We start from the raw sequence: 23787 nt of genomic DNA, 5'->3' as shown, positions 1-23787 counted from the left end.
ACTCGATCGAATAAGGTTTCATTTTTTTCGCTTATGTACTAAATACAGTGTATCATATATACATGGAATATGCTGTAAATTGATTCCTGCCTGCTTCAAACCCTTTACCAAAATGTTTTTTCCGGCATTGTGATCGCGATCTAACACCGCACCACAACTACAAATATGGGTTCGAGTTGACAGAGTTTTCTTGACTAGGTTTCCACAATTTGAACAATCCTGGGAAGTGTACTGAGGTGGAACAGCAATTACTGTTTTGCTGTACACTTTTCCAAAATATTCCAACCATTGAGCAAACAATGACCACGCCACATCGCTAATTGATTTAGCGAGCTTGTGGTTTTTAACCATGTTCCGCACCTGAAGTTCGACCTAGGCTACGAAATCGTTAGATTTCACCGCGCACAAGGCCGTCTTTATGGCGAAGTCTTTACGCTGCCGACTAACCTTTAGGTGCTTTCTTCCTAACTTGTTGAGCGCTTTTTTCCGGTTTCTGGAACCTTTCTTTTTCCGAGAAACTCGCTGATGCAATCTCTTCAAAGCTTTTTCACTTTTTCTGAGATACCGAGGATTAGGAACTGTTTCACCGTCGCTGTCAGTATAGAAGTGGTTTAACCCGACATCTATGCCAATAAATTTACCAGTAGAAACGGGTTCCTCTTTTCGTTCAACGTTGATGCAGAATTGGGCGTAGTATCCGTCGGCACGACGCACAACCCTGATTCGTTTAATCTCATCGGGCGCATAGAAATGCAAATCCCGACTGCCGATTAACTTAAATCTCCCAGCAGCAAAACCGTCCTTAAATGTTAGACATCTTTTGTCGGTAGAAAGCGCCCAACCGGATTGCTTGTACTCAACGGAACGAGTATGTTTCTTGTACTGTGGATATCCCTTTTTTCCGGGTTTTTTCCTTTTGCAATTAGCAAAGAAACGTTGGATAGCAAAAATGGCACGTTCCGCTGAAGCTTGACGTGCCGTCGAATTAAGCTTGCCCGCCCATTCAAACTCTTTTGCCATAACCGCGCATTGTTTGTACAGGTCTACTAGCTTAATCCCTTGATTGTCTACCCAATGTCTAAGAGTTTTATTTCGGACAAATTGAGCCGTCCGAATCATGTCGTCTATGATTCGATATTGTTCCGCTTTGCCCTTCAACTTAAACTCTAAAACTATCATTGGAATAGTCTCTCACTTTTGCTATAACTTTTACTTACAAGTCTGTATATTTAATAATTCTTCATATTACTTATAATTAAAGCCGTCCTATAAGGACGGGGCTTTAGACCCAGTTTCTTGGTAAGAGGTTATTTGTTATTTGTTATTTTCTATTTGTTGGTTGTTATTGGTTATTTGTCAGTTTCAATAACCAATAACCAGTGCCCCATGCCCCATGCCCCATGCCCCATGCCCCATTCCCAATGCCCCATGCCCCATGCCCCATTCCCAATGCCCCATGCCCCATTCCCCATGCCCCATTCCCATGCCCCATGCCCCATGCCCCATGCCCAATGCCCCATGCCCAATGCCCCATGCCCCTATTTAACTTTCACCTAAATACGCTTTGCGAACAGTTTCATTTGACTGCAAATCGCTAGCCGTACCAGCAACTACAACCTGACCGGTTTGGATGACATAGCCGCGGTGGGCTACACTTAAAGCCATGCGGGCGTTTTGTTCCACCAGTAAAATAGTTGTTCCTTCAGCATTAATATCACGGACGATCGCAAAAATTTGACTGACTAACATCGGTGCCAATCCCATACTCGGCTCGTCCAATAATAACAAGCGGGGGCGCGACATCAAAGCGCGGGCGATCGCCAACATTTGCTGTTCGCCGCCGCTGAGAGTTCCCCCTTTTTGACTAATTCTTTCTCGCAAACGGGGAAATAAATTTAATGCTTTTTCCATATCTGACTTGATACCGAGAGTATCGTTGCGGAGATAAGCACCCATTTCCAGGTTTTCTTGCACCGTCATGCGCGGAAAAATCAACCGCCCTTCGGGACTTTGAGAAATCCCCAAACGGACGATCGCCTCTGTAGATAGTGCTTCTAAAGGCTTTCCCTCAAATAATACAGTGCCTTGGCGCGGGCGCAGCAGTCCTTGAATCGTGCGGAGAGTTGTAGTTTTCCCCGCCCCGTTGCTGCCGATTAATGTCACAACTTCTCCCTGCGACACTGTTAGCGATACTCCTTTGAGAGCGTGGATATTTCCGTAGTAGGTGTGAATGTCTTTAATTTCCAACATAATTGCTCTTTGTGGGCTATCTTTACCTAAATCTTAATCAAAATATGGAGATATTTACCCATTAACCATGTCCATCTTCTTCTTTTCCCAAATATGCCTCAATCACGCGGGGATCGGCGCGAACTTCTGCCGGAGTTCCCTCAGCAATTTTAGTACCGTACTCCATAACACTCACGCGATCACTAATTCCCATCACCACTTTCATATCATGTTCAATCAGCAAAATACTCAAATTCAACTCATCGCGAATTCGGTAAATAAAGCGAGTTAAATCAGCCGTTTCGTTCGGGTTCATCCCGGCAGTTGGTTCGTCCAAAAGCAACACTTTCGGATCGGAAGCCAAAGCCCGCGCAATTTCCAATCTACGCTGATCGCCGTAGGAAAGGTTTTTTGCCAACTCCGGCGCTTTAGCAACACCTAAACCGACAAAATCAAGCATAGCGAGCGCTTTTATTTTAGCTTCCCGCTCCTCCAGATTCGCAGCGGGAGGGCGGAGGATTGCACCCAACAAACCTGTTTTTAATCGGCAGTGTCTACCTACTAAAACATTATCCAGGACAGTCATGTTGTTAAACAAGCGGATATTTTGAAAAGTTCTAGCAATGCCGAAAGTTGTCAGGCGATCGGGCGGTAAACCCGTGATATTCTTCTGTTCTAGGAGCAACTGACCCGCACTCGGTTTGTAGATACCTGTCAGCATATTAAAAAAAGTAGTTTTGCCCGCACCGTTGGGGCCGATCAAACTGGCGATCGAGCCTTTTTCCAATGTTAAACTCACCTGGTTAACGGCAGTCAAACCGCCGAATCGCATTGTAAGTTGCTGTGCTTCTAATAATGACATTTTGGTTGTGATTCCTAATATTAGTTAAGCGGTTATAGCTCGGATTCTATATAATACCAAATCGGCTCTGTTAAAGTGCGTCAGCTTGGCTGTGGTGGGATGCTCGTTACCACACGGAAAGATTTGGGGATCGGAATGCGTTACAGAAAGTCTTGGGCCAAGCTTCATGACTGCGTTTCGGTTTAAGGTTTCCCCTTGAGTGTAAGGACAAAAAGGGTGGAAAATTAAATTACACTGCTAGTTTTTCATGGGGATGGGCTAGTCTAGTAAGAGGGTATGTAGAGGCCGGAACTATGATAAAGCTTGGTTTGCTGGTGCGATCGCGAAGCGTCTCCGCAGAAAAATCGCCAAACAACGACTTAGGAATCGGAAAAGTTACCGAGCTATCCTACTCTACAGCAACGGTTGAATACTTCTGCTCAATTGGGCAACGCCTGGAAAAAACCTTACCCTTAACTTCGCTTTATAGAGTTCAACTCCCGCCTCAGACACGATGCTACATCCAGCCAGAAACCCAGGATACATGGATAATTGGCCGAATTTTTGACTGGGATCAAGACAAAGGTCAGTATCGAATCGATCTACCCGATAAAAAGATAGCATTAGTTGCTGAGCACGAAATTTACGTTCGTTGCAATCTACCCATCGATGACCCCATCGAAACTCTAGCGATGAAAGGTCAGGAAACGCCCTACTTTCACGATCGACGTTTAGCTTTTGTCCAGTGTCTCATCGAACAACGCGCTGTCAGTCGCGGGATGACAGGGCTGATTTCTGCCAATATTGACCTTTATCCCCATCAAGTTGAAGTTGTCCGCCGCGTACTCGAAGACCCCATTCAACGTTACCTCTTAGCGGATGAAGTTGGACTGGGAAAGACGATCGAAGCAGGTGCTATTCTTCGCCAGTATCTCCTCGATGAACCGCAGGGACGTGCAGTGGTGCTTGTACCGCAATACCTGCGGGAACAGTGGCTTCAAGAATTAGAACATAAATTCTATGTCTCTGACTTGGACAATCGTGTCCAGGTTCTTGCAGTAGAGGATGTCGATCGAGTCAGCCCGAATGCCGATTTGGGCTTCCTGATTTTAGATGAAGCACATCATATTGCAGCAATGGCGACCTCTTCAGATTCGATAAAGCGCAGCCGTTTCCAGACTTGCAAACACCTCGCTCATAAAAGCGATCGCCTACTTCTATTATCTGCAACTCCAGTTCTCAATCACGAGCAAGATTTCCTGGCGATGCTGCACCTACTCGATCCGAGCACCTACCAACTTGATGATTTAGAAGGTTTTCGTGCGAGGGTGAAAAACCGCCAACAAATTGGTCGAGTTTTACTCTCATTTAAAGAGAAAGCAAATCCGTTTGTGCTTAAAACTAACCTCAACCAACTGCGAAACCTTTTTTCTGAAGATAAATATCTGCTAAATCTCGTAGAGGAATTACAAAATTGTTTGCTTTCTAAAGAAACACTCCCGGCAGATCGAGATCGAATTGTGCGATCGATTCGCACCCACATCAGCGACACCTATCGGTTACACCGTCGAATGCTCCGCAACCGTCGCGCTGCGGTGGAAGATGTAATTTTTGCCCGAAATGTGACACCAAAAGTAGAGTATGACTTAGATGAGCGATCGCCCCAACTTCACGAACTAATTGATGAATGGCGCACAGTCGCTCCTAACCAACAACAATATCAGCAAATTTTTCTACTTTTATTCCGTGCTAGCGGGACTTGGTTAGGGATTTTAGCGCAAGTGCTGGAAACCCGTTTAAGCGGCATCTCCCATTCTGCCTTGATTCAAGAATTTGGTGCTGATAATATCCGCATTCTGACAGAAACCCCTAAATTTTCTGGGGAAGAACAGATTTTGCAATCTTTACTAAGAATTATTCAGCAACCTTCAGAAGAAGGATCTCGCCTCGAATTACTAAAGATAGTGATACTGTATCATCTTTCAGAGACTTTTAAACTTCAATCTTATCGCAGCAACCTTCATAAATTGCTCGAACAGGTGCAACAGCAAATTCGCAGACCGATATCGGGAACTCCCCTACCTAAAATTGTCATTTTCACCAGTTTTGCCCAAACAGGCGCTGAAATTTTCCGGTGCTTATCAGATACCTTTGGTCAGGCCTCTGTAGCTAGCCATCAATTAGGACTGTCTCGTTCTCATGTTGAGAAAAGCCTCAACAAGTTCAAAAATGACCGAAATTGTTTTATCCTTGTTTGCGATTCCTCTGCTGAAGAAGGTCGGAACTTTCAATTTGTTGATTGGATGATTCATTTCGATCTTCCCTGGTCGCCAAATCGTTTAGAACAAAGGATTGGTAGGATCGATCGCATTGGTCGCCCTTTAAATGTTCAATTTACAGTATTCGCAGGCTCAGACTTAGAGGATAGCCCTCACGATGCTTGGTATCAATTATTAAAAGACGGTTTCGGCATCTTTCATCAATCAATTGCCAGTCTCCAGTTTTATGTAGATGAAAAACTACCAGGACTACTAACCACTATGTTTCAATCTGGTGCTAGTGGACTATTGGAAATGATAGGGACTATCCAACAAGAAATTGCTGAAGAACAAGTAAAAATTAGCGAACAAAACGCTTTAGATGAAATAGATGCCCAGGATGAAAATGCTACCCAATATTTTCAAATTTTAGATGATTATGATGCTCGCCATCAGGAAATTAAACGAGCAACAGAAGACTGGATATGTCAAGCACTGCACTTCAAACAAATTGACGATCCGAATTTAGAAAAAGTAGGGCGTTATCAACCTACTAAGCGCACTCTAATTCCCATCCACGATCTGCAAACTCGCTTTGCTGCTTATGCACAACCCTCTGGTACTTATAACCGGAGAATATCAACTAAATATCCTGGTGTCAACCTCTACCGTATTGGGGAAGGATTTGTGGAAGCACTAGCATCTTATATCCATTGGGATGACAGGGGTCAAGCATTTGCTCTATGGCGATGCGATCGCTCTTGGGATGCTGGAGAAGGGATGGAATGGTTGGGTTTTCGCTTTAATTATGTAGTCGAGGCTGATTTGGAATTAGCCCAGCAAGTTTCAACAGATTTTGAGCTGGAGCGAAGTAGATTTGTATCTGTGAAACGGCGCGCTGATGCGTTATTTCCTCCAATCCTAGAGACAATTTTTATTGATGCTCGCTACGAACCAATGAGCATTGTTGAAGATGAAGCTGTTTTGAAGATTCTGCAAGGTTCATACAAGGGTAAAATTTCTCATCCCTGCCGAGATTATAATTTAGCAAAAAGTCGATTATCGGTTCTCAATGAGTTTGTTGATGAGAGTAAGTGGCCTGATTTGTGCAGTCAGGCGCGGGAGACTTCGGAAATACTGTTGCGCGATCGCACTTTTTTTATCTCGCTCTGCGAACAGCGCGCCCGAATCGCCGACCAGAAACTAGGAAATAGACTAGACCAACTGCGGCTGCGCCTCAACCGAATGGCTGAAAGCCAACAAACTTCGCACTCTTTACTAGCAAAAGAAGTCAACATAGAAACTGCGTTAAGTCAAGCTATTTTAGAAGGAATTCGCCATCCGCGAATCAAGCTTGATTCTGTAGGATTTATTGTAGTTTCTGGGCGACCTCCGGTTGAATCTCAGGAAGGGGGAGATGAGTGATGGCTGATTCTTTTCAAAAGCTCAGAGAAATTCTCCAGACAGATAAGATTCCTGGCGATACAAGTCAATTTTCAGAAGTTGGTTACAGGCGCTTGCTGGAAACTTTGGATGCTGCGGGAACTTCTTATGCGCCGGGAATGGGAGATATTGCGGCTCTGATCCGTCAGGTTCTGCGGCGGGAATACGAGCAAAAGGGCGGGATACCCCCAACTTTGAAAGTACCTCGGACTTCTCTTTTTCCCGATCGCGAAATGTGGCAACAAAGCGGTATCGATATTTTGATCGAAGGTGCGGATTACTATCTGATTAGCGCTCATCCTTGGCAGCCTGATTGGCTAGATTTTTCCGCACAATATCCCCCAGAAAAACCCGTACTTGATGATAAAAAACGCCGCAATTACGAGCCAGTAGAGGGAGATCCGTTTCTGGAATTGGTGAATTGGCAGAAGTATCGGAGTGTAGGGCAACGTGAAGCAATTCGGGCTGTTTTGACGGCTCCTGACAATTCGACACTCGCCATTAACCTGCCTACTGGATCGGGGAAAAGTCTCTGCGCTCAATTGCCAGCGCTGGTGCGATCGAAAAATGCTGGTGTAACAGTTGTTGTAGTACCAACTACAGCACTAGCCATTGACCAGGAACGAGCTTTAAAACCTTTTGTGAACCATGCCACTGCCTATTATGGCGACGAGTTTGGGCAAGGACAAGAGAGACGGCAGGAAATTCGCGATCGCATTCGCAACGGCACCCAGCGAATCGTTTTCACCTCACCCGAAAGCTTGATGAATTCTCTCGCACCTGCTCTTTACGAAGCCGCCAAATCAGAAATGCTGCGGTATTTCGTAATAGATGAAGCGCATATCGTCGAACAGTGGGGCGATGAATTCCGCCCCGCTTTTCAAGAACTCCCAGGTTTGCGAAGAGATTTGCTGCGCTTAACTTCTTTTACAACTTTATTGCTGACTGCAACCTTAACAGAATCCTGTTTAGATACCCTAGAAATTTTATTCGGGAAACCCGGCCCGTTTCAAGTGATATCTGCCGTACAGTTGCGACCGGAACCGTCTTATTGGTTTGCTTGGTGTCAAAGTGAAGAAATCAGGAAACAGCGATTAATTGAAGCAGTTTATCATCTTCCCCGCCCTCTGATTGTTTACGCCACGAAACGCGAAGATGTCAGGCGATGGCAACAGGATTTATTGTCGGCTGGATTCAAACGGTGTGCGATTATGACCGGGGAATCCAGCCCAGAAGAACGCTCTCAACTGATTGAAAATTTGCGCGAGAGACGAGTTGATATAGTTGTTGCTACTTCTGCCTTCGGATTGGGCGTGGATCAGTCAGATATTCGAGCCGTGCTTCATGTCTGCATCCCAGAAACTATCGATCGCTTTTATCAAGAAGTGGGTCGAGGGGGTCGAGACGGCCAAGCAGCAATCTCGCTCACCTTACATACCAATGAAGACTTAGAGATTGCCAAATCGCTTAATGACAAATCTGCCATAACGATCGATCGGGGTTTTCAGCGGTGGAAAAGTATGTTTTTGAGGAAAGAAATTCTTCCCGATGGGCGGTTTCGCGTTCCCGTCAATATTCCTCCATCCTTACAATCAGGAGACATTGACATGAACAGCCAACAGAATCAGGCTTGGAACATCCGCACTTTAACGCTGATGAGTCGATCGGGTTTAATCGATATTGATGCCGAGGAACCGCCGCGAAGAAGAAATTTTAAATCGGAAGCAGCTTATAACGAAGCTTGGGAACTGCACAGAGAGTCCCGGTTCATCCGCATCCGAGATGAATCACATCTGAATCGTCAAACTTGGGAACATAAAGTAGAGCCAATTCGCCAACAGCGCCAAAACTGGAGCTATAAAAATCTGCAATTGATGCGTGAGGTTTTGCGGCCGAAACGCTGTATTTCCGAAATCTTTGCTGAAGCTTACACTATTCCCGCCCGTGCAGTGCTAGAACCGAGAAAACAGGTGATAGTTTCTCGCGCTTGCGGTGGATGTCCTGTTTGCAGAAAAAACAGGGAACCAGAGTTTTCGGGAATTATGCCTGCGCCATTACCTGTATGGCAAAAACCGAATTTTTTTGTAGGTGAAGAACTAAAAGGATTGCTAGGAGGAAATAAATTAATGCTAGTTTTCTATGAGTCTCTTGAAGCTCAAAGCTGGCAACTCAAAAGCCCTAAACTTTTTAACTGGTTAATCGAGCAGGGAATTAATAATCTTGTTGTGGCTGATGAATTTCAGAGTATATTGATAGGAGCAACCAATGGAATGGCCAATGGTAGATTTGTGTTTTGGAAATACGAACCCATGCTGATGCCGCGCATTCCCACCCTGATATTTCATCCGCCCGGAAAGGCTATCCCTCACAACTATCTGTCACTCAACAGAACTTCTCAAGCTCCGCTAATCATTATGCTTCCCGTAGATACACCCGATCCGAGCCGCGATGACCGCAAGCTGATTAATATTTTTTCAGGCAGATACTTGATGTTTAACCATTTTTGCAGGGAGGTTAATTTATGAGCGTCTTAAAAACTGCTTTGGCTACTCCTAGCAGAATGCGAGGAATATTTAGATATTTACTTGAAGCACCCAAACAGCGCGAAAACAAGGAAAAACTCACTCGGCTGCTTTCTCCACATGAATTGTCAGAAGGGAGAAACAAAAGTGCCGAATATCCGATGTTTGATGCTGCACTGCGAGAAAGCATAAAATGTCGCTTATTAATCGCAGACAATGATGATATTGCTATAAATTTTGAGATTCCCGAAGCATCTCGACATCCTAAAATGGGTGATAAATTGTTACCCGATACGCTGGTACAGCTATTGTTTGCTTCTGATAACGAAGATGAAGAAGATTTAGGTCGGTTAATAGCATGGTATTTAGCACAGGATATTTATGATGCTCCCGGTACATGGCAAGAAGTAGAACAGCGTGTCGCAGAGCAGGGAGTTGCTGAGTCTTTAGATTTGAAAATATCCAGCAATAGTTTGTTTGGTCAAGTCGAGGACTGGATGTGTTATTTAGGGTTTGCTTGGGGTCATGCTTCAGATTCCAACAAAAAACTTGTTGTGGCTGAGCCAACTGCTTATCTCAGACGAAATTTAAAGGATTTATTTCAAGGAGAAGCAAAAGCTAAACTTTCAATTCGAGATTTTATCGATCGTCTAGCTCAAAAATGTCCTCTGTTTGAAACTGGAAAATTTCGAGAACAGGTTGAAGAAAAAATTGGTGGTCGCTTACCCAATCATTTATCAACTAGCACGGCTTTTGCTTTATTCCGCCTTCAGGATGATAAGTGCATCCAGCTTATAAAAGAGTCGGATGCCGATTTATTCATCTTTCCAAGTGGTGACAAAGAAGCAGGATTTTCTCATATTATTTGGACGGGAGTAGAACTATGACTTTTACAAAATTTGTTTGCTGGGATGTCGATCGCGTTCGCCGCGTAATGGGTGTGGAGGCTACGCAAACTCCAGATAGTATATTTCTGGCAACTCACCATCCAATTGCCATGTACCGCCAGGAACTTATCGATGCACCGTCGCGTGTTACCTACAGTGAGGAACAATTTCTGAAAGACTTTCTCGCTGAAAAAGATTTCGCTTTCGTGCCAGTTTTAGGAAGTTCCGGGACGGGAAAATCTCACCTGATTCGCTGGCTGGCTGCCAATATTGAATCGACCCAAAAGCGCCGAGTTTTGCTCATACCCAAAATTGGAACGAATCTCAAAGATATTCTCAGTTTAATATTAGAAGGGATGGCAGGAGCAACTTTTGATGAATACCGGCAGCGTTTAAATCGAGCCACTAGCAGCTTGACAGAAGCGCAAGCGCGGGAACAACTTCTGAATCAGCTTGCGGCTGCGGTTGGCCCAAACGGTCGGGGCGATCGCACAAAACTGTCGGACGTGGAAGATTACCTAGTTGGTGCTGTTGATTCTTTCCTATACGATCCATTTTTCCGAAAAGAATACTGGCTAAAGGATGGGGGTATTATCCATCAATTAGTTATCCACATTCTCGGACAGCGAGATACGGTAGAAGTTGTGGAAGAACGGAGGCATTTTTCGCTAAATGACTTGCCTCTCAATGTTTTAAACTTGCAAAAAGCTGGGCAGTCTGCGCGGGAATTTTATAGCTTACTCATCGGCGATGAGGATATTCAAAGGGCAACTGTAGATTGGTTGAACCGACATTTAGATGAAGCCATAGCTCAGGTTTTGAGCTTGGGGCGGGAAGATTTACAAAGATTGATGGGGGAAGTTCGCGAAACTTTAGCCCAACAAGGAATAGAGTTAGTTTTGCTGATTGAAGATTTTGCTAAATTGCAAGGCATCGATCGCGAAGTTTTAGAAGCAGTTTTAGCGCGACCTCAACAACCGGGTGGCAAACATTTGTGCGCGATCCGAACGGCGCTAGCTTGTACTACGGGCTATTTTGACAGTCTGAGGTTAGATACTGTAAAACAGCGGATTACTTTTAGCGTTAATCTTGACCTTGGCACAGTTGGCGAACAATCTTTAGTGAATTATGCAGATATCAAACAATTTGTGGGTCGATATCTCAACGCCGTGCGTTTGGAGGATAAAACAATTCAAAATTGGTGGGCTGACTCTCGCAATCGCGAAGGTGCGGATCGAGAATCTCTACCTAGTGCTTGCAATGAATGCGAACATAAATTAGCTTGTCATGCAGGTTTTTCAGAAGCAGACGGTTTGGGTTTGTATCCTTTTACGCCTGAAGGATTAGAACAAATGCTTTCTAGAGTCAATCCCGGCAATTTTAACCCTCGGATTTTGATTAAAGATGTTCTTAAGTGGACGCTAGAAAATTCTGCTGCTGATATCGAGGGCGGAGAGTTTCCTGCTATTTCTGTGCGAGAACACTTTGGTAAGATGCGGCTGAGTGCAATGGTTCAGGGAGATATTCAAGCGAAAGATCCAGAAAATGGCGATCGCCGCCAGATTCTCCTAGATTTGTGGACGGATAGTAACGAGCTTTGTGATTTGCACCCAGAAGTTCACTCTGCATTTGATATTCCGGCGCTGGGCGTGAAGGTTCAGCCTACAAAAAAATCATCATCTATTTCTGGTCCTAAAGAGTCTAGGTCTTCTGTTAGTAAGTATCAAGTTGAGTCACAATCTAAAACTAAAAAAAATCTGGCAGCAGCCGGACAAGTTCCCGACAAGCTGACTAGGCAAAAAGAATTTCTTGATAGGTGGAACAACACTCAAGAAAGTTTCCCGCAAGATATCGCTGGGGAACTGCGGCCGTTGATTTACTCAGCTATCGGCGAGCGGATCGAATGGGATACGGAAATGCTGCTTAAGGGGGTTTTTGCTAGTAGTGGGACGACATATTTTAAAAGCAGAAATATTACTTTTTATAGTCGAAAAGTGACGAGGGAGACGATTTCTGGAGTTAAACTATCTCTTCCTCTGAATCCTGATGATGCAGATGAGTTTCGGGAAACGGCGATCGCCTTTCAAGGTATTTTGCAATACAACCATTACAAGCATTGGAAGTTCCCCGATGGATCTCGCTACTTTCGCACCTACGCCAAACAACTGGAAAAATGGAGTCAATATGTAGTTGAGCAAATTCGCCTGTATCCCCGCGAGTCTGGGGAACCTTGGAACCCTGTCCCTGCGGCAGTTGAACTACTGGCGATCGCCGCCACAATGGCAGGACATCCTACAGATTCGATTGAACATTTGATTAATAGTTTGTTTCTCGATTTAGAAGCAAAAGATTTAGAAAATCGTTCAGCTAACTGGAAAAAGCTATTTAATAGCTTACAAAACCACCGGGAGGCTTTACTAGAAATTGTTAAAAGTCGCACTGCCTGCACAAAAGGAAGTTCTAAACAATTTCAGATTATTGATGTTGTACAAATCCTCGACCCATTGCAACAGGTTAGCAAATCTTGGCAACCTCAATGTGAAATTCCGACAGATGTTCGAGAAAAGTTTCCCGAAATTGAGAAAGCGCGTCAAGCTGCGGATGAACTGCTAGAAAAAGCGATTCAGGAAGAGTGCGATCGCCAACTTGGTGTTTACAATTCTCTAGTAGCTGCATTAGGGGAAGACATCAAGAAAAAAGATGTTACCGATTTAGTAAAGCGGGCGATCGATAGCTCGACAGAAGCTGGTGTATTTCGAGGCAGAAAGAATGTCGATGAGCTAAAATCAGTATGGGAACAGTTTAAACGAGTTGGGCTTGATAGATATTTAGGAACAATGAAGCGCGTGCAAGCTGAGAAAGATAATCCCGATAGTAAACCGGGGAAGCTGCTTGAGTATCTCAGGGAAAATCATCAAAAAACAATGACAGAGGCTGCCGAATTTGTCGGCAGCACTAACAATTTTCTTGATGCTTCTCTAACCGATGCGAATAACCAAATTGAAGTTTTAGAAGTGTCAGGTGGTGCAACAGTAGAATCTTGCCATAGGGCTATTCAAGATGGATTGGCTAAACTGCGAAATCTAATTACTGAAATTAAAGGATAGATAATATGCTTCTCGAAAAATCAACTCAACTGATTGACTTATCTCACAAGAAAATTAATCTTCAGACGTATGCAACCCATCTTCAAGGCTTTCAATCTCGACAACAGCAAATAGAGCAAGCTGTCGCTGGAACTATACCTCTCGTTCAATCTTTGAGAGCTTTTCGCCAAAGAGGAATTGCCAATTTCGCTCTAACTCAAAAAGCTGACGAACTGCTGAATTTTATTGCTAATGTTGAGGCAGAATTTAAAGCAGATCCTGAGTGGATTATAGACAATGAAAATTTCAATAAAATAAATTTCAATTTGAGGATAGAGCAATTGCAAAAAGCTCTAGAAGACCAATTGAGTCAAGCTTGGCGGCGCTACCGAAATCAAAATAGGCCCCGCACTAATAATGAAATCCTAAATTTATTGGATAAAGTTTCGGCATTTAAGCCAACTATCCAACGAATTAGAAATTTAGATTTGCAAATTCGGGCGTCTAACTCAATTCCCCAAAGCAGTGAGGATTTTGATAAAGTCGATCGGCTAATTGAGCAATTAAAGCAGTGCTGGGAGGGCTTAAATGCTGATGAGGTTCCTGAAGCAGTGCTTCGTTTTCTGAGAGTGGCTGCTAATGAGGGTGCTACCCTGGGACTTTTAACGCCAGAGGTAGAAGATTGGTTGACTAAACAGGGTCTTATTGATTCTTTACGAATTCGCTTGACCTAATAAATGGTTTGCGATTGTCCAAGAAATCACTGACGCACCCTCCTGCATTTTCTAGGGTACCGACAAAGTGCGATCGTCTGTACTCTGCGGTGCGTCAGCAGCAAATTGTGTGAGTTGAGTCAAATCTCTTGACTGACCAAGAATTTCTTGATGATACCCGCCACGTGATTTATCCGTGGAATCAATCCAAAATTGAAAATCGAAAATCTTCAAGCCCCCGCATTTATCCGTGGGGTCAATCTAAAATCTAAAATCTAAAATCTAAAATCGATTGACGCCCCCTACTGCATTTTCTAAAGTACAAACAAAATAGAACTTAAAAAGATTAGATTCTAGCGAACGGCCAGGGCGATACTGTGCGTGTAAATCGGCAGTCGAAAAGTTTTCAATAACTTTGAGATTGAGTTCATCAGCCCAAGTTGCAATCTTTTCAAACCCAGTAATCCACGGTGCATACATACTTTCGTATTTATCTATGTAATCATTGATATCTTGGTAGCCCGTCGTTCTCAAAATCACCTTTTCCGACATATAATCAAAGGATACTCGAAAATTAGGAAAATTGTCGCGAATTTGTTCTAGTACAAATATTACATCTTTTTTGTCAACCAAAGTAGTGTTGCCTTCCCACAAAAAATATGTCTGTCGAGCGAAATCAAATTCACTCTGTTTCAGCAAGGAGATTAAACCGTCTTTTACGTAATCGCCGGGAATATAGCGAACATTGGCAGTAACTTTGTTTGCTTTGAGAGTTTCTGCTTTTAATTGAAAAGTCGCGCGATCGTCTATTTCAAAATAAGTGACTTTTTCGCCATTAATTCTAGCAGCGCGAGTATCCAAGCCTGAACCTAAAATAACTACTTGCTTGCAACCTCCTAAAATTTGATTTGACAAAACATCATCAAAATATTTAGTCCGCAACTTAACCATTTCTTTAGCGGCGGGAGAGCTTTGAGCTATGTGGCTAGCTACTTTTTTTGTTTCCTCATTCAGCCATATTTTTACTACATGATCAGTATACAGAGGAATGGCCTCTTCATTCTCTTCTGCTCTAAATTCCGCAACGATAAAAGCAGTACCAGTTACATTTTTCATGGCTAATCTTTCACCCTTACTAAGTAGTTGGTTACAAATAAACATTAGATGGGGAGGGGGTTTTTACACCCCTAAACTCCCTTGTATCTTAGATGTTGCACCATTCTAAATAAGGTTTTTATGAACAGGCAAGATGCCTGTTCCACAAAGAGTGAATTTTATTGTGGAACAGGCATCTTGCCTGTTCTTGAGAATGGTGCAAAATGTGAGTTGCATCCTAGATTCTTAGCTAAACCCGCCTACAAAATACTATGGTTTTTGCCCTTACCTACTTATTGACTTCTCGCATCTGCTAAAGACTCATTGCTCGCTTCAGCATCCGAATGCAGTTCAGCTTGGTGTATTTTATCAGGAATCAGTCCCTCCGGCCGCACAAGCATCATGACAACAAGAGTTAGGCCGAATAGAAATAAGCGCATTTGAATCGGGTCTAAACTGGTTGCCAGAAAGTCTCGCAACTGGGGAATTGCAATCCTGGGGAGTACAAAAGTATTCAGAAAACCCTTGAGGACTTGCGCTAATTGTGGCAGATAAAGTCGATCGGCAGACATGATAATGATAGCCCCCAAAATCACCCCGGTCATGTTGCCCAAACCGCCTAAAATCACCATACACAGGATGATTACCGACACCGAGAAATCGAAAACGCTGGGAAAAATTGCGCTGATATAGGCGGCGTAAAACGCGCCTGCAAAGCCCGAAAACGTCGCTCCCATCGCAAAAGCCGAAAGTTTGGTTTTGACCAGGTTAATCCCCATCGCACTCGCCGCTAATTCATCTTCGCGCATGGCATTCCACGCCCTCCCCAAGCGGGAATCTCGCAGCCGCGAAATCATGAAGTAAGCGAAGACAACTAACAGTAAAATTAGGTAGTACCAGGGAAAGTAGTTGCCGGTGCTGAAAGTGCCGACGATGGGGAGAGATGGTCGCCCGATCGGGTTTATTCCCGCTTCGCCGCCGGTGAGGTTAAAAGGTCGATCGCACCCAACCAGACACAGCACCAACTCTGGTTTGCCCAAAACAGCCGCAACAATCTTCGAGACTGGTTCGTCGATCCGAATCGCCGTTAAATTCCTAAAGACAACGGGGATAATTTCGCCAAAACCGAGGGTAACAATCGCCAAATAATCGCCCTTGAGCCGCAGTGTCGGAATACCCAGGATTACGCCCGCGATCGCAGCTACACCGGCCGCGATCGGCAGTACCACCCAAAAGTTCCAAGCAATATTTAACTGCCCAGAAGATAGCAAAGCCGTCGTGTAAGCGCCGATCGCAAAAAACGCCGCATATCCCAAATCCAACAAACCCGCAAAACCCACCGTAATATTCAAACCCAGCGCCAACATAATAAAGATTTGAATCTGTACTACAGTAGCAATCCAGCCGGTCTGAGCCTGAATGTCGATAAACGGAAACAGAATTAGAATAAAAGCTAATGTCACCAGAGTTGCCAGCCGCTGGCGTTCTCCCTGCAAACCCTGCAAAGCACCCATTAACGTAGCTGTCAAAATTGCGATCGTCAAACTGCAAATCCCGTACAGCAGCGTCGTCGGCAAAGCAACAGCAGGTTGACCAGACAAAGGTCTAATCAAAACCCCTTCTACCACACTCGCAACTAACAGCCAAACTCCCAATCCCAAACCGGCTAAACTGCCGATCGCAGCACCCATTTTCGGGCTGTAAACCTTCTGATCCCGACAGCTCATAAAGCCCGCCGCCGTACCCATCAGCCAGCCGATCACAGTGCCGCTCCAACCGCCGAATAACAAAACAGTCAAAGAGGCGATCGCCCCTAAAATACCAGTCGATTTAATTGCTTGGATTATTTTATTAGTCATTAGTCATTAGTTATTAGTCATTAGTTATTAGTCACTGTCAACTGTCAACTGTCAACTGTCAACTGTCAACTGTCAACTGTCAACTGCTATATACTGGAACTGTTACCCCAACACACTTCAAACGGGCGATCGCTATATGGTACAAGCACCTCAAAAAACTATCACCCTCGACGAGTTTTTGCAACTCCCAGAAACCAAACCCGCTAGCGAATACATCAAAGGTGCGATTTTACAAAAACCTATGCCACAAGGAAAACACAGCACAATTCAGGGAGAACTTATCACGAGGGTTAATGCAGCGGGCAAACCTCAGCGGATTGCTTGGGCATTTCCAGAACTTCGCTGCACCTTTGGCGGACGTTCTATTGTCCCCGATGTCGCGATTTTTGTTTGGAATCGCATTCCCCTAGACGCTGACGGCGAAATTGCCAATACATTTAATGCTCACCCAGACTGGACAATAGAAATTTTGTCCCCAGCCCAAAGCCAAACCAAAGTCACAAACAATATTTTGCACTGTTTGAATGCCGGTTGCCAGATGGGTTGGTTGCTCGATCCCGATGAAAAAAACATTTTAGCCTATCCCGCAAGGCAGCAGCCGATTTCCTTGCAAGAACCAACAGATATACTCCCGATGCCCAATTTTATGCCGGAAATGCAGTTGACTTTAGGCGAAGTTTTTGGCTGGCTCAAACCTGGCTTTAGTATCGAACCGAAAATAGTGGAATTGAGTAAATAATAGGCGATCGCGCATACTCATTTCTTAATTTACGCACTACGCTGCTCAGTGCGATTTTCCTCAAGGGCGATCGGGATCAGTTGAACCTCCAATCGCTGATTGAGCGCACGTGCAATTTTTTGCAGCATTAAAAGCGAGTGTTCCTCATACTCAGCATCTTCAAGCTCCGCAATCACCGAATGTTTTGTCCCAATGCGATCGGCAAGTTGCTGTTGGGTCAATCCTGCTTGCGTCCGAGCACGATAAATCAGTTGTGCAAGTTCTGCATTGAAAGAGGATTCTTTAATCATTTCCTCCATTTCAGGATCTTCAGAGGTCATTTGTTGAAGGATCTTCAGTGCATCATTCGTCTTCGCCATCTTCTGTTTCCTCCACATAGGTATGAACTGCTGGATTGGCTTCAAATTGAGCCTTTTGCTGAATTGCCCGCTCAATCTCTGTATCAGGGACTCGATCCTCATCTTTTGTGATGGCATGAGCCAAAATTGCTACATTCTGCCCATTAAAGAAGTACAAAATGCGATACTGCACTCGGAGATGCTTTGCCCGTAATTCATAAATTCCGTCACGCAGGTAATCTGCCACAGGTCGTCGTAACTCGTAACCTGTACTTGCTAGTTGTTGAATTCGCGCAACACAGTTGGCATAGCCTTTGCGATCGTGCTTCAGGAGTATCTTAAGCCATTCCAGAACTGGAGCCGCGCCTTCTCGATCTTGATAAAAAATAACTTTTGTTTCGGGCACAGTTTTCGACCCTCGTCATCCACATTTACTTTATCACAATATTGCTATAATTAGCAGATTTGGTGATGCGAGGCAGAGCCTCTAGACATCAGTTCCCAAGCCGACCCTGGGAACCAGTTAAATTGCTTGAATTATCTTGTTTGACATATTCCCCTTTTTCCATTTCCCAATTAAACCTTTTCCTGAACATTTTCTCCCAACAAACCCCCAGGCCGAAAAGCCAAAATCACCACCAAAACCCCAAACACCCAAGCATTAGTCCAGCGGCTCGACAAATACTGATCGCTCAAAGACGAAAGCAACCCAATCAAAACCCCCCCCAACATCGCCCCGACAATATTGCCAATTCCCCCCAAAACTGCTGCCGTAAAAGCCCTCAAACCCGCCGTAAACCCCATCGTAAAAACAATAGTATTGTTGTACAGACCAACCAGAATCCCCGCCGAACCCGCCAAAGCTCCCCCAATCAAAAAAGTCAGAGCAATAATCTGATCCACATTAATTCCCATAATTTTAGCAGCATCCCGGCTTTGAGCAGTTGCCCGCATCGCCTTTCCCAGACGAGTGTATTGCACAAACACATGAAGCAAAACCATCAATACCACCGCCACCACCAACACAATTAAATCTTTCGTAGTAAATACAATACTCGTTTGAATTCCCAAAGCTTTGAAAATATCAACTCGCGGCAACAAATCGGGAAAACTTTTCGGCGCAGCAGAATTAGAACCCATCACCGGAATAAAAGCTTTCAATCCTCCCCAAAACAGCCCCATATTTTGGAAAATAAAAGAAACTCCAATTGCCGAAATTAAAGGAGCTAAACGAGGAGCATTTCGCAAAGGTCGATAAGCATACTTTTCCACAACAATATTCAACCCAGCACAAAACACCGAACATACAATTAAAGCAACTAACATCACCGGTATAGCAATAGCCAAAGGTGCGCCATCTTGCATCCCAAAAGCCCCGAACACGGTTAGGGAAGCAAAAGCACCCAACATATACAAGTCGCCGTGAGCAAAATTGATTAACTCAATAATGCCATAAACCATAGTGTAACCCAAAGCAATAATTGCAATCAGCGCGCCGTTAACAAGACCAACTAATAATTGTTGGATAAAAACTTCGGGATTGCTGACTATTTCACCAACTATTTTTGGCAAATCAAATCCTGCGATCGGGCCTAATAGCAAAACTATATAAACTACACCTACATATAAGAGAATACTTTTCCAGTTTTTCATAATTATTCGTAATGGGGAATTGGAAATTGGGCATTAGGAACATTCATTCTACTCGTTTCTAGGCAGATATTAGAAACGCGGATTCGGAGGCTCTACCTCCAATTTTTCGGATCGGAAAGCCCAGCCGGCCAAGAGTGACATTGGTTCCTAGGCTCTGCTTAGGAACCAGTTAAAATCACTACTGACAACAGTCAACAGCCAACAGTCAACTGACAACAGTCAACAGTCAACTGACAACAGTCAACTGACAACTGACTAATTATTCCGTCTTGAGCGCATTCACGAACTCCCACTTGCCACCTTTAACCACATTTCCTGACATTGTAGTCAAGCTCGTGTCGCCGTTGGTGTCAAAACTCCAAGTGCCGAGTACCCCGTTAAAGTCTTTAGTTGCCAAGACAGCTTCGCGGATAGCAGCGCGGTCATTTTTGCAAACTTTATTAATTGCGCCGATCGCAACTTTAGCAGCTTCATAGGCATAAGCTGCATAAGCTTCCGGTTCAGCATTATATTTTGCCTTGTAACTTTCGTACCACTTCGCGCCCGCACCAGTCAATTCTTGAGGAGGCAAGCCACCAAAAGTAGCGTAAATTCCTTCGGCATCTTTGCCCGCCGCGTCAATTAAAGCTTGCTCTTTAATGCCGTCGGGCCCCATGAACTTAACTGCATCAGCCGCCATCCCAACATTTCTCATGTCTTTAATTATTTGTCCGGCGTTGCTCTGAGTAGTGCCACCGAAGTAAATCATGTCGGGATTTAAAGCTTTGATCTTATTCATTAACGCCTTATAGTCGCTAGCTTTAATATCAATTCCCTCTCTTCCGAGGACTTGAATTCCCAACTTTTTAGAAGTTGCTTCAAAAACATCAGCGATGCCTTTGCCGTAGAGTTCTTGGTCGTCGAGAATGTAGACTTTTTGTACGCCTAAAGATTTCGCCCAGTTGCCAGCTACAGCCCCTTGAAGGTCGTCAGCGGGGACAACGCGGGTGAAATTACGAGTGCCAGCGGGATAATAAACGTTGGGTTCTTTGGCTTCGCCTTTTCCTGGTTTAGTCAGTCCCGGATAAGTGTTGGCCGGACTGATCATGACGATGTTAGCTTGGTTGAGCACGGGAATGGAAAGTTTGGCGGCACCGGAGTTATAGTGACCGATGACGGCAACTACCGAAGCGTCAGCGACGGCTTTGTTGGAGTTCGAGGTTACTTGGGCGGGGTCCCATTTGCCGGCCGCGGCGGTGGCGTCATCGTAAACTTCGTATTGGATTTGGATTTTGCCGTCGCAAGCTTTGGAGTTGGTTTCGGCGAGGGCTTGTTGGATGCCGTTGACCATTGTTTGAGCTTGACCCAAGGCGCTGCCTGTCATCGGCAGCATGGAGACAATTTTGACAGTATTTGGGTCTCCGGGGCTGCTGACTGCGACGGGAGTGGCTGCAGGACTGGTTCCGGGGCTGCCTCCGGGAGTTGTGGCGGTGGGTGCTTGAGGATTTTGACAGCTAGCGCACAGAGAGGCTATTCCGGCGGCAAAAAGTAATTTCCGCAATCCTCCGACGCCGAGATTGTGTGTTGAGTTGATTTTTGGGGATGTGGCACTTTTGCCCCCTGACTTCTGGGAAAACTTCATAGGTTGGTTCGTTTGTTGCTTGCGTCTTAGCATATTTTCACTGTTTTAAGTATGTAGTCAAGGGTTAGCACAAGTTTAAAAAATTTGTGTCAACTATCAAAAACAGACCTAGAAAGGCAACATCAGGACTTAGGCCGAGCGATCCTGTATCAGCGGCGGCGGGGGCTGCCCGTACAATGCGTGAGTTCACGATTCCCTCGCGGTTAACTAGATCCGCGATCGCAGATTTCAGTATATGTGTTGACATTGTGTATACAAAAAATTAGCATATAAATATGCTAGGGCTACTAGCTCAAATTACTACTGTGTCTAGCCAGAGGTAACTGTTATGCACCCGCCAGCATCTGAAGAATCAGTCAGCCAGACCCGCGATGTGACAATCAACATTCGAGCTAAGCCGAATCAACGCGCTGTAATCGATCGCGCGGCCCAATTACAGGGAAAGAGCCGATCGGAGTTCATGCTTGAATCAGCTTACCAAAAAGCTCAAGATGTTCTTCTAGACCGCTGTTTTTTTGGGTTAGATGAAATTAAATTTAAGCAATTTTTGGCGCTGCTGGATGCACCGCCGACGCCAAATCAGAAGCTAAACGCATTACTAAAAACAAAATCTCCGTGGGATTAGATCGAGATTTAGGCCAACTCTGCCCCCCTGAAAAACTGAACTCGTTACATCAAATTGAGACCTTTGATTCAGGCAACAGTCAGTTAGATGAATGGCTCAAGCGCCGCGCTCTGAAAAATGAGTCAGAGGGGGCTTCACGGACTTATGTTTTGTGCGATCGCCAAGCAGTCATTGCGTACTATTGTCTTGCAAATGGAGCAATAGCACAAACTACTGCAACGGGTAAAGTCCGGCGCAATATGCCCGATCCGATTCCTGTTATGGTGATTGGACGGCTTGCCTGCGATCGCAACTGGCAAGGTTCCGGCATCGGACGCGCTTTGCTGCGGGATGCAATTCTTCGCACTTTGCAAGCTGCTGAGATTGCAGGAATACGCGCAATTCTCGTACACGCTATCTCCGAAGATGCGAAGCAGTTTTACCAGAAGTGCGGGTTTACTGTTTCGCCGATCGATCCGATGACACTCATGGTGAAAGTTAGCGATGCCATTGCTTCACTTTAGCTCAGACATTATTTGCTCTCGTTGGAGGTTGACTCGCGGATGATTGAGTTGCAATCAGATTTAGAATATGTAGTGAGCGATCGCTTAAAAGTCTCTCTGGATGCGATCGCGCAATTTTGCCAGCGCTGGAACATTGTCGAGTTTGCCCTGTTTGGCTCAGTGCTGCGGGATGATTTTCGCCCTGATAGCGATGTGGATGTATTAGTTACTTACGAGCCATCCCACCGCCTCACGCTGTCTCATTTATTGGGTATGCAGGAAGAGATAGAGCATTTATTTCAGCGATCTGTAGATTTGGTGGAAAAAAAGCTGTTAAAAAATCCCTATCGGCGATCGAACATTTTGAAAACCTATCGAGTGATTTATGCAAGCGGGCGATCGGGATAGAGCTTCACTTTGGGACATGGCGCAAGCAATCCGTCGGATTCAGGAGTTTACTGCTGATGCCTCTTGCGACACTTACCTTGAAAGTGTTTTTATGCAAAGTGCCGTAGAGCGGCAGTTGGGGATTTTGGGCGAAGCAGCTCGCAGAGTTTCGAGCGAGTTTCAGCAGTTCCATCCCGAAATTGATTGGCGAAATGCGATTAACTTACGAAATATTTTGGTTCATCGCTATGACCAAGTGAGTTCGGAAGTTATTTGGAATATCGTTACAAGTATTTTGCCTGGTTTGCTGGTGCAAATAGAGGCATTACTGCCACCGTTACCCGATGATATTTGATATCATGCCCGGTCAAATTCCTCCGCTTAGCGCTTGAGGGCGATCGATCCGGTTTGTAGTGAGGACTTTAGTCCGCAGGATCGAAGGACTTTAGTCCTCACTACAAACTAATCTTAATCGATATCATTCAATCGGACATCAACTACGGTAGCTGACCTAATTTTTTAGTAAGAATCGCTACAGCCACTTCGTAATCCTTTCCGAGGAGGTAAGCGAAATGATAATAGCTGGCAAGATAGAAATCGCAACCAAACTTCTGATAGCGATCGCATATCGCCAGAAATCCATAACGGGCATCGCTGGGCTTTGTGAACCAATCACGATGGTAAGAGTCCTGAAGAAACAGGGTGAGTGTCTGTTGGTCAGCACTCGGAATCAATCGAATGGGATGGATGCAGGCATGGTGCGATCGCGGCACTGGCAGCAGCAGGTTATACTCTTGGACTGTGAGAAAATCTGCCAGACTATCTTCGGATATCTCAAAGTAGGATTCCTGCGGTAACTTGAGAAAATGATGCCACGCCATCCAAAATTCGTGTTTGCTGTCAAATCCTGGATCGATATCTAATCGCCACTGTCGATCCTGACATAAATCATCGAGAACATCTTGGGGCAAATCCGTGAGTTTCATGAATCGTTTCCCTGCAATCCTTT

General features: G+C 44.8%; 19 protein-coding genes and 1 pseudogene. 10 read left to right on the top strand and 10 right to left on the bottom strand.

Translation table 11 applies throughout. From position 1 onward, the window contains the following. Positions 1 to 18 precede the first annotated feature (18 nt). From QT990_RS22200 to QT990_RS22190, 3 genes and pseudogenes are all read right to left on the bottom strand, one after another. A pseudogene (locus tag QT990_RS22200) lies at positions 19 to 1179 on the bottom strand (RNA-guided endonuclease InsQ/TnpB family protein). A 363-nt stretch (positions 1180 to 1542) separates the two neighbouring features. Next, complete coding sequence (locus tag QT990_RS22195; protein WP_006631855.1) at positions 1543 to 2250, bottom strand: ABC transporter ATP-binding protein; 708 nt, start codon at positions 2248 to 2250, stop codon at positions 1543 to 1545. Positions 2251 to 2311: 61 nt separating this feature from the next. After that, entirely contained in the window at positions 2312 to 3091 is a 780-nt protein-coding gene (locus QT990_RS22190) for an ABC transporter ATP-binding protein (RefSeq protein WP_333143799.1), read from the bottom strand. Between the two features lie 293 nt (positions 3092 to 3384). Between QT990_RS22190 and dpdE the strand changes: the two genes are divergently transcribed. The 5 genes from dpdE to QT990_RS22165 are packed head-to-tail and all read left to right on the top strand — an operon-like array spanning position 3385 to position 14000. Continuing rightward, positions 3385 to 6753 carry a protein DpdE gene (dpdE, locus tag QT990_RS22185; RefSeq protein WP_333465753.1) on the top strand — a complete coding sequence of 1123 codons (3369 nt, stop codon included), beginning with the start codon at positions 3385 to 3387 and terminating at the stop codon, positions 6751 to 6753. Next, on the top strand, positions 6753 to 9296 hold the full coding sequence (gene dpdF / locus QT990_RS22180; RefSeq protein ID WP_333465752.1) for a protein DpdF: 2544 nt from the start codon (positions 6753 to 6755) through the stop codon (positions 9294 to 9296). The genes dpdE and dpdF overlap by 1 nt, the downstream gene beginning before the upstream one ends. Further along, positions 9293 to 10180: a protein DpdG gene (gene dpdG, locus QT990_RS22175; protein ID WP_333143802.1), complete on the top strand. Its 888-nt coding sequence runs from the start codon at positions 9293 to 9295 to the stop codon at positions 10178 to 10180. The genes dpdF and dpdG overlap by 4 nt, the downstream gene beginning before the upstream one ends. Further along, a complete protein-coding gene (gene dpdH / locus QT990_RS22170) occupies positions 10177 to 13287 on the top strand; it encodes a protein DpdH (RefSeq protein ID WP_333465751.1) in 3111 nt (1036 codons plus the stop codon). The genes dpdG and dpdH overlap by 4 nt, the downstream gene beginning before the upstream one ends. A gap of 5 nt (positions 13288 to 13292) precedes the next feature. Continuing rightward, the gene (locus tag QT990_RS22165) at positions 13293 to 14000 is read left to right on the top strand and encodes a hypothetical protein (RefSeq protein ID WP_333143804.1); all 708 of its coding nucleotides are present in this window, start codon (positions 13293 to 13295) and stop codon (positions 13998 to 14000) included. Positions 14001 to 14261: 261 nt separating this feature from the next. Here the strand turns inward: QT990_RS22165 and QT990_RS22160 are convergent, their stop codons facing one another. Then, on the bottom strand, positions 14262 to 15095 hold the full coding sequence (locus tag QT990_RS22160; protein WP_333143805.1) for an SAM-dependent methyltransferase: 834 nt from the start codon (positions 15093 to 15095) through the stop codon (positions 14262 to 14264). A gap of 272 nt (positions 15096 to 15367) precedes the next feature. Further along, on the bottom strand, positions 15368 to 16933 hold the full coding sequence (locus tag QT990_RS22155; RefSeq protein WP_333143806.1) for an ABC transporter permease subunit: 1566 nt from the start codon (positions 16931 to 16933) through the stop codon (positions 15368 to 15370). Positions 16934 to 17069: 136 nt separating this feature from the next. Between QT990_RS22155 and QT990_RS22150 the strand changes: the two genes are divergently transcribed. Further along, on the top strand, positions 17070 to 17672 hold the full coding sequence (locus QT990_RS22150; protein WP_333143807.1) for a Uma2 family endonuclease: 603 nt from the start codon (positions 17070 to 17072) through the stop codon (positions 17670 to 17672). Positions 17673 to 17701: 29 nt separating this feature from the next. Here QT990_RS22150 and QT990_RS22145 read toward each other — a convergent pair whose 3' ends face one another. The 4 genes from QT990_RS22145 to QT990_RS22130 all read right to left on the bottom strand — a co-directional run bounded on the left by QT990_RS22145 (position 17702) and on the right by QT990_RS22130 (position 21317). Beyond that, positions 17702 to 17992, bottom strand: coding sequence for a helix-turn-helix transcriptional regulator (locus QT990_RS22145; protein ID WP_333300584.1), 291 nt, complete (start codon positions 17990 to 17992; stop codon positions 17702 to 17704). 22 nt (positions 17993 to 18014) lie between these two features. Then, entirely contained in the window at positions 18015 to 18416 is a 402-nt protein-coding gene (locus QT990_RS22140; RefSeq protein WP_333143809.1) for a type II toxin-antitoxin system RelE/ParE family toxin, read from the bottom strand. A 170-nt stretch (positions 18417 to 18586) separates the two neighbouring features. Further along, the gene (locus QT990_RS22135) at positions 18587 to 19663 is read right to left on the bottom strand and encodes a branched-chain amino acid ABC transporter permease (protein ID WP_333143810.1); all 1077 of its coding nucleotides are present in this window, start codon (positions 19661 to 19663) and stop codon (positions 18587 to 18589) included. A 259-nt stretch (positions 19664 to 19922) separates the two neighbouring features. Next, entirely contained in the window at positions 19923 to 21317 is a 1395-nt protein-coding gene (locus QT990_RS22130) for a branched-chain amino acid ABC transporter substrate-binding protein (protein ID WP_333143811.1), read from the bottom strand. A 295-nt stretch (positions 21318 to 21612) separates the two neighbouring features. Here QT990_RS22130 and QT990_RS22125 point away from each other — a divergent pair, with 295 nt between their 5' ends. From QT990_RS22125 to QT990_RS22110, 4 genes are read left to right on the top strand one after another with little or no spacing between them, the layout of a single operon-like run. After that, a complete protein-coding gene (locus QT990_RS22125; RefSeq protein WP_333143812.1) occupies positions 21613 to 21909 on the top strand; it encodes a DUF1778 domain-containing protein in 297 nt (98 codons plus the stop codon). Continuing rightward, on the top strand, positions 21900 to 22412 hold the full coding sequence (locus tag QT990_RS22120; RefSeq protein WP_333143813.1) for a GNAT family N-acetyltransferase: 513 nt from the start codon (positions 21900 to 21902) through the stop codon (positions 22410 to 22412). Before QT990_RS22125 ends, QT990_RS22120 begins: the two co-directional genes overlap by 10 nt. A gap of 39 nt (positions 22413 to 22451) precedes the next feature. Beyond that, positions 22452 to 22799 (top strand): nucleotidyltransferase family protein, encoded by a 348-nt coding sequence (locus QT990_RS22115; protein ID WP_333143814.1) that lies wholly within the window; start codon positions 22452 to 22454, stop codon positions 22797 to 22799. Beyond that, positions 22777 to 23133 carry a HepT-like ribonuclease domain-containing protein gene (locus QT990_RS22110; protein WP_333106827.1) on the top strand — a complete coding sequence of 119 codons (357 nt, stop codon included), beginning with the start codon at positions 22777 to 22779 and terminating at the stop codon, positions 23131 to 23133. The genes QT990_RS22115 and QT990_RS22110 overlap by 23 nt, the downstream gene beginning before the upstream one ends. 142 nt (positions 23134 to 23275) lie before the next feature. Here QT990_RS22110 and QT990_RS22105 read toward each other — a convergent pair whose 3' ends face one another. Beyond that, complete coding sequence (locus QT990_RS22105; protein ID WP_333143815.1) at positions 23276 to 23764, bottom strand: hypothetical protein; 489 nt, start codon at positions 23762 to 23764, stop codon at positions 23276 to 23278. Between the last annotated feature and the right edge of the window lie 23 nt (positions 23765 to 23787).

The organism is Microcoleus sp. T3_B1 (genome assembly GCF_036700445.1).
Classification (GTDB): domain Bacteria; phylum Cyanobacteriota; class Cyanobacteriia; order Cyanobacteriales; family Microcoleaceae; genus Microcoleus.
This window is presented reverse-complemented; position numbering and strand designations above follow the sequence as displayed.

Excerpts from the sequence above, each read along its gene's own strand:
- QT990_RS22125 (WP_333143812.1), top strand. The coding sequence starts at position 21,613 with ATGCACCCGCCAGCATCTGAAGAATCAGTCAGCCAGACCCGCGATGTG.
- dpdG (WP_333143802.1), top strand. The coding sequence starts at position 9,293 with ATGAGCGTCTTAAAAACTGCTTTGGCTACTCCTAGCAGAATGCGAGGA.
- QT990_RS22150 (WP_333143807.1), top strand. The coding sequence starts at position 17,070 with ATGGTACAAGCACCTCAAAAAACTATCACCCTCGACGAGTTTTTGCAA.
- QT990_RS22190 (WP_333143799.1), bottom strand. The coding sequence starts at position 3,091 with ATGTCATTATTAGAAGCACAGCAACTTACAATGCGATTCGGCGGTTTG.
- QT990_RS22115 (WP_333143814.1), top strand. The coding sequence starts at position 22,452 with ATGATTGAGTTGCAATCAGATTTAGAATATGTAGTGAGCGATCGCTTA.
- QT990_RS22105 (WP_333143815.1), bottom strand. The coding sequence starts at position 23,764 with ATGAAACTCACGGATTTGCCCCAAGATGTTCTCGATGATTTATGTCAG.
- QT990_RS22145 (WP_333300584.1), bottom strand. The coding sequence starts at position 17,992 with ATGACCTCTGAAGATCCTGAAATGGAGGAAATGATTAAAGAATCCTCT.
- QT990_RS22195 (WP_006631855.1), bottom strand. The coding sequence starts at position 2,250 with ATGTTGGAAATTAAAGACATTCACACCTACTACGGAAATATCCACGCT.
- QT990_RS22160 (WP_333143805.1), bottom strand. The coding sequence starts at position 15,095 with ATGAAAAATGTAACTGGTACTGCTTTTATCGTTGCGGAATTTAGAGCA.
- dpdE (WP_333465753.1), top strand. The coding sequence starts at position 3,385 with ATGATAAAGCTTGGTTTGCTGGTGCGATCGCGAAGCGTCTCCGCAGAA.
- QT990_RS22165 (WP_333143804.1), top strand. The coding sequence starts at position 13,293 with ATGCTTCTCGAAAAATCAACTCAACTGATTGACTTATCTCACAAGAAA.
- QT990_RS22155 (WP_333143806.1), bottom strand. The coding sequence starts at position 16,933 with ATGACTAATAAAATAATCCAAGCAATTAAATCGACTGGTATTTTAGGG.
- QT990_RS22135 (WP_333143810.1), bottom strand. The coding sequence starts at position 19,663 with ATGAAAAACTGGAAAAGTATTCTCTTATATGTAGGTGTAGTTTATATA.
- dpdF (WP_333465752.1), top strand. The coding sequence starts at position 6,753 with ATGGCTGATTCTTTTCAAAAGCTCAGAGAAATTCTCCAGACAGATAAG.
- QT990_RS22110 (WP_333106827.1), top strand. The coding sequence starts at position 22,777 with ATGCAAGCGGGCGATCGGGATAGAGCTTCACTTTGGGACATGGCGCAA.
- QT990_RS22130 (WP_333143811.1), bottom strand. The coding sequence starts at position 21,317 with ATGCTAAGACGCAAGCAACAAACGAACCAACCTATGAAGTTTTCCCAG.
- dpdH (WP_333465751.1), top strand. The coding sequence starts at position 10,177 with ATGACTTTTACAAAATTTGTTTGCTGGGATGTCGATCGCGTTCGCCGC.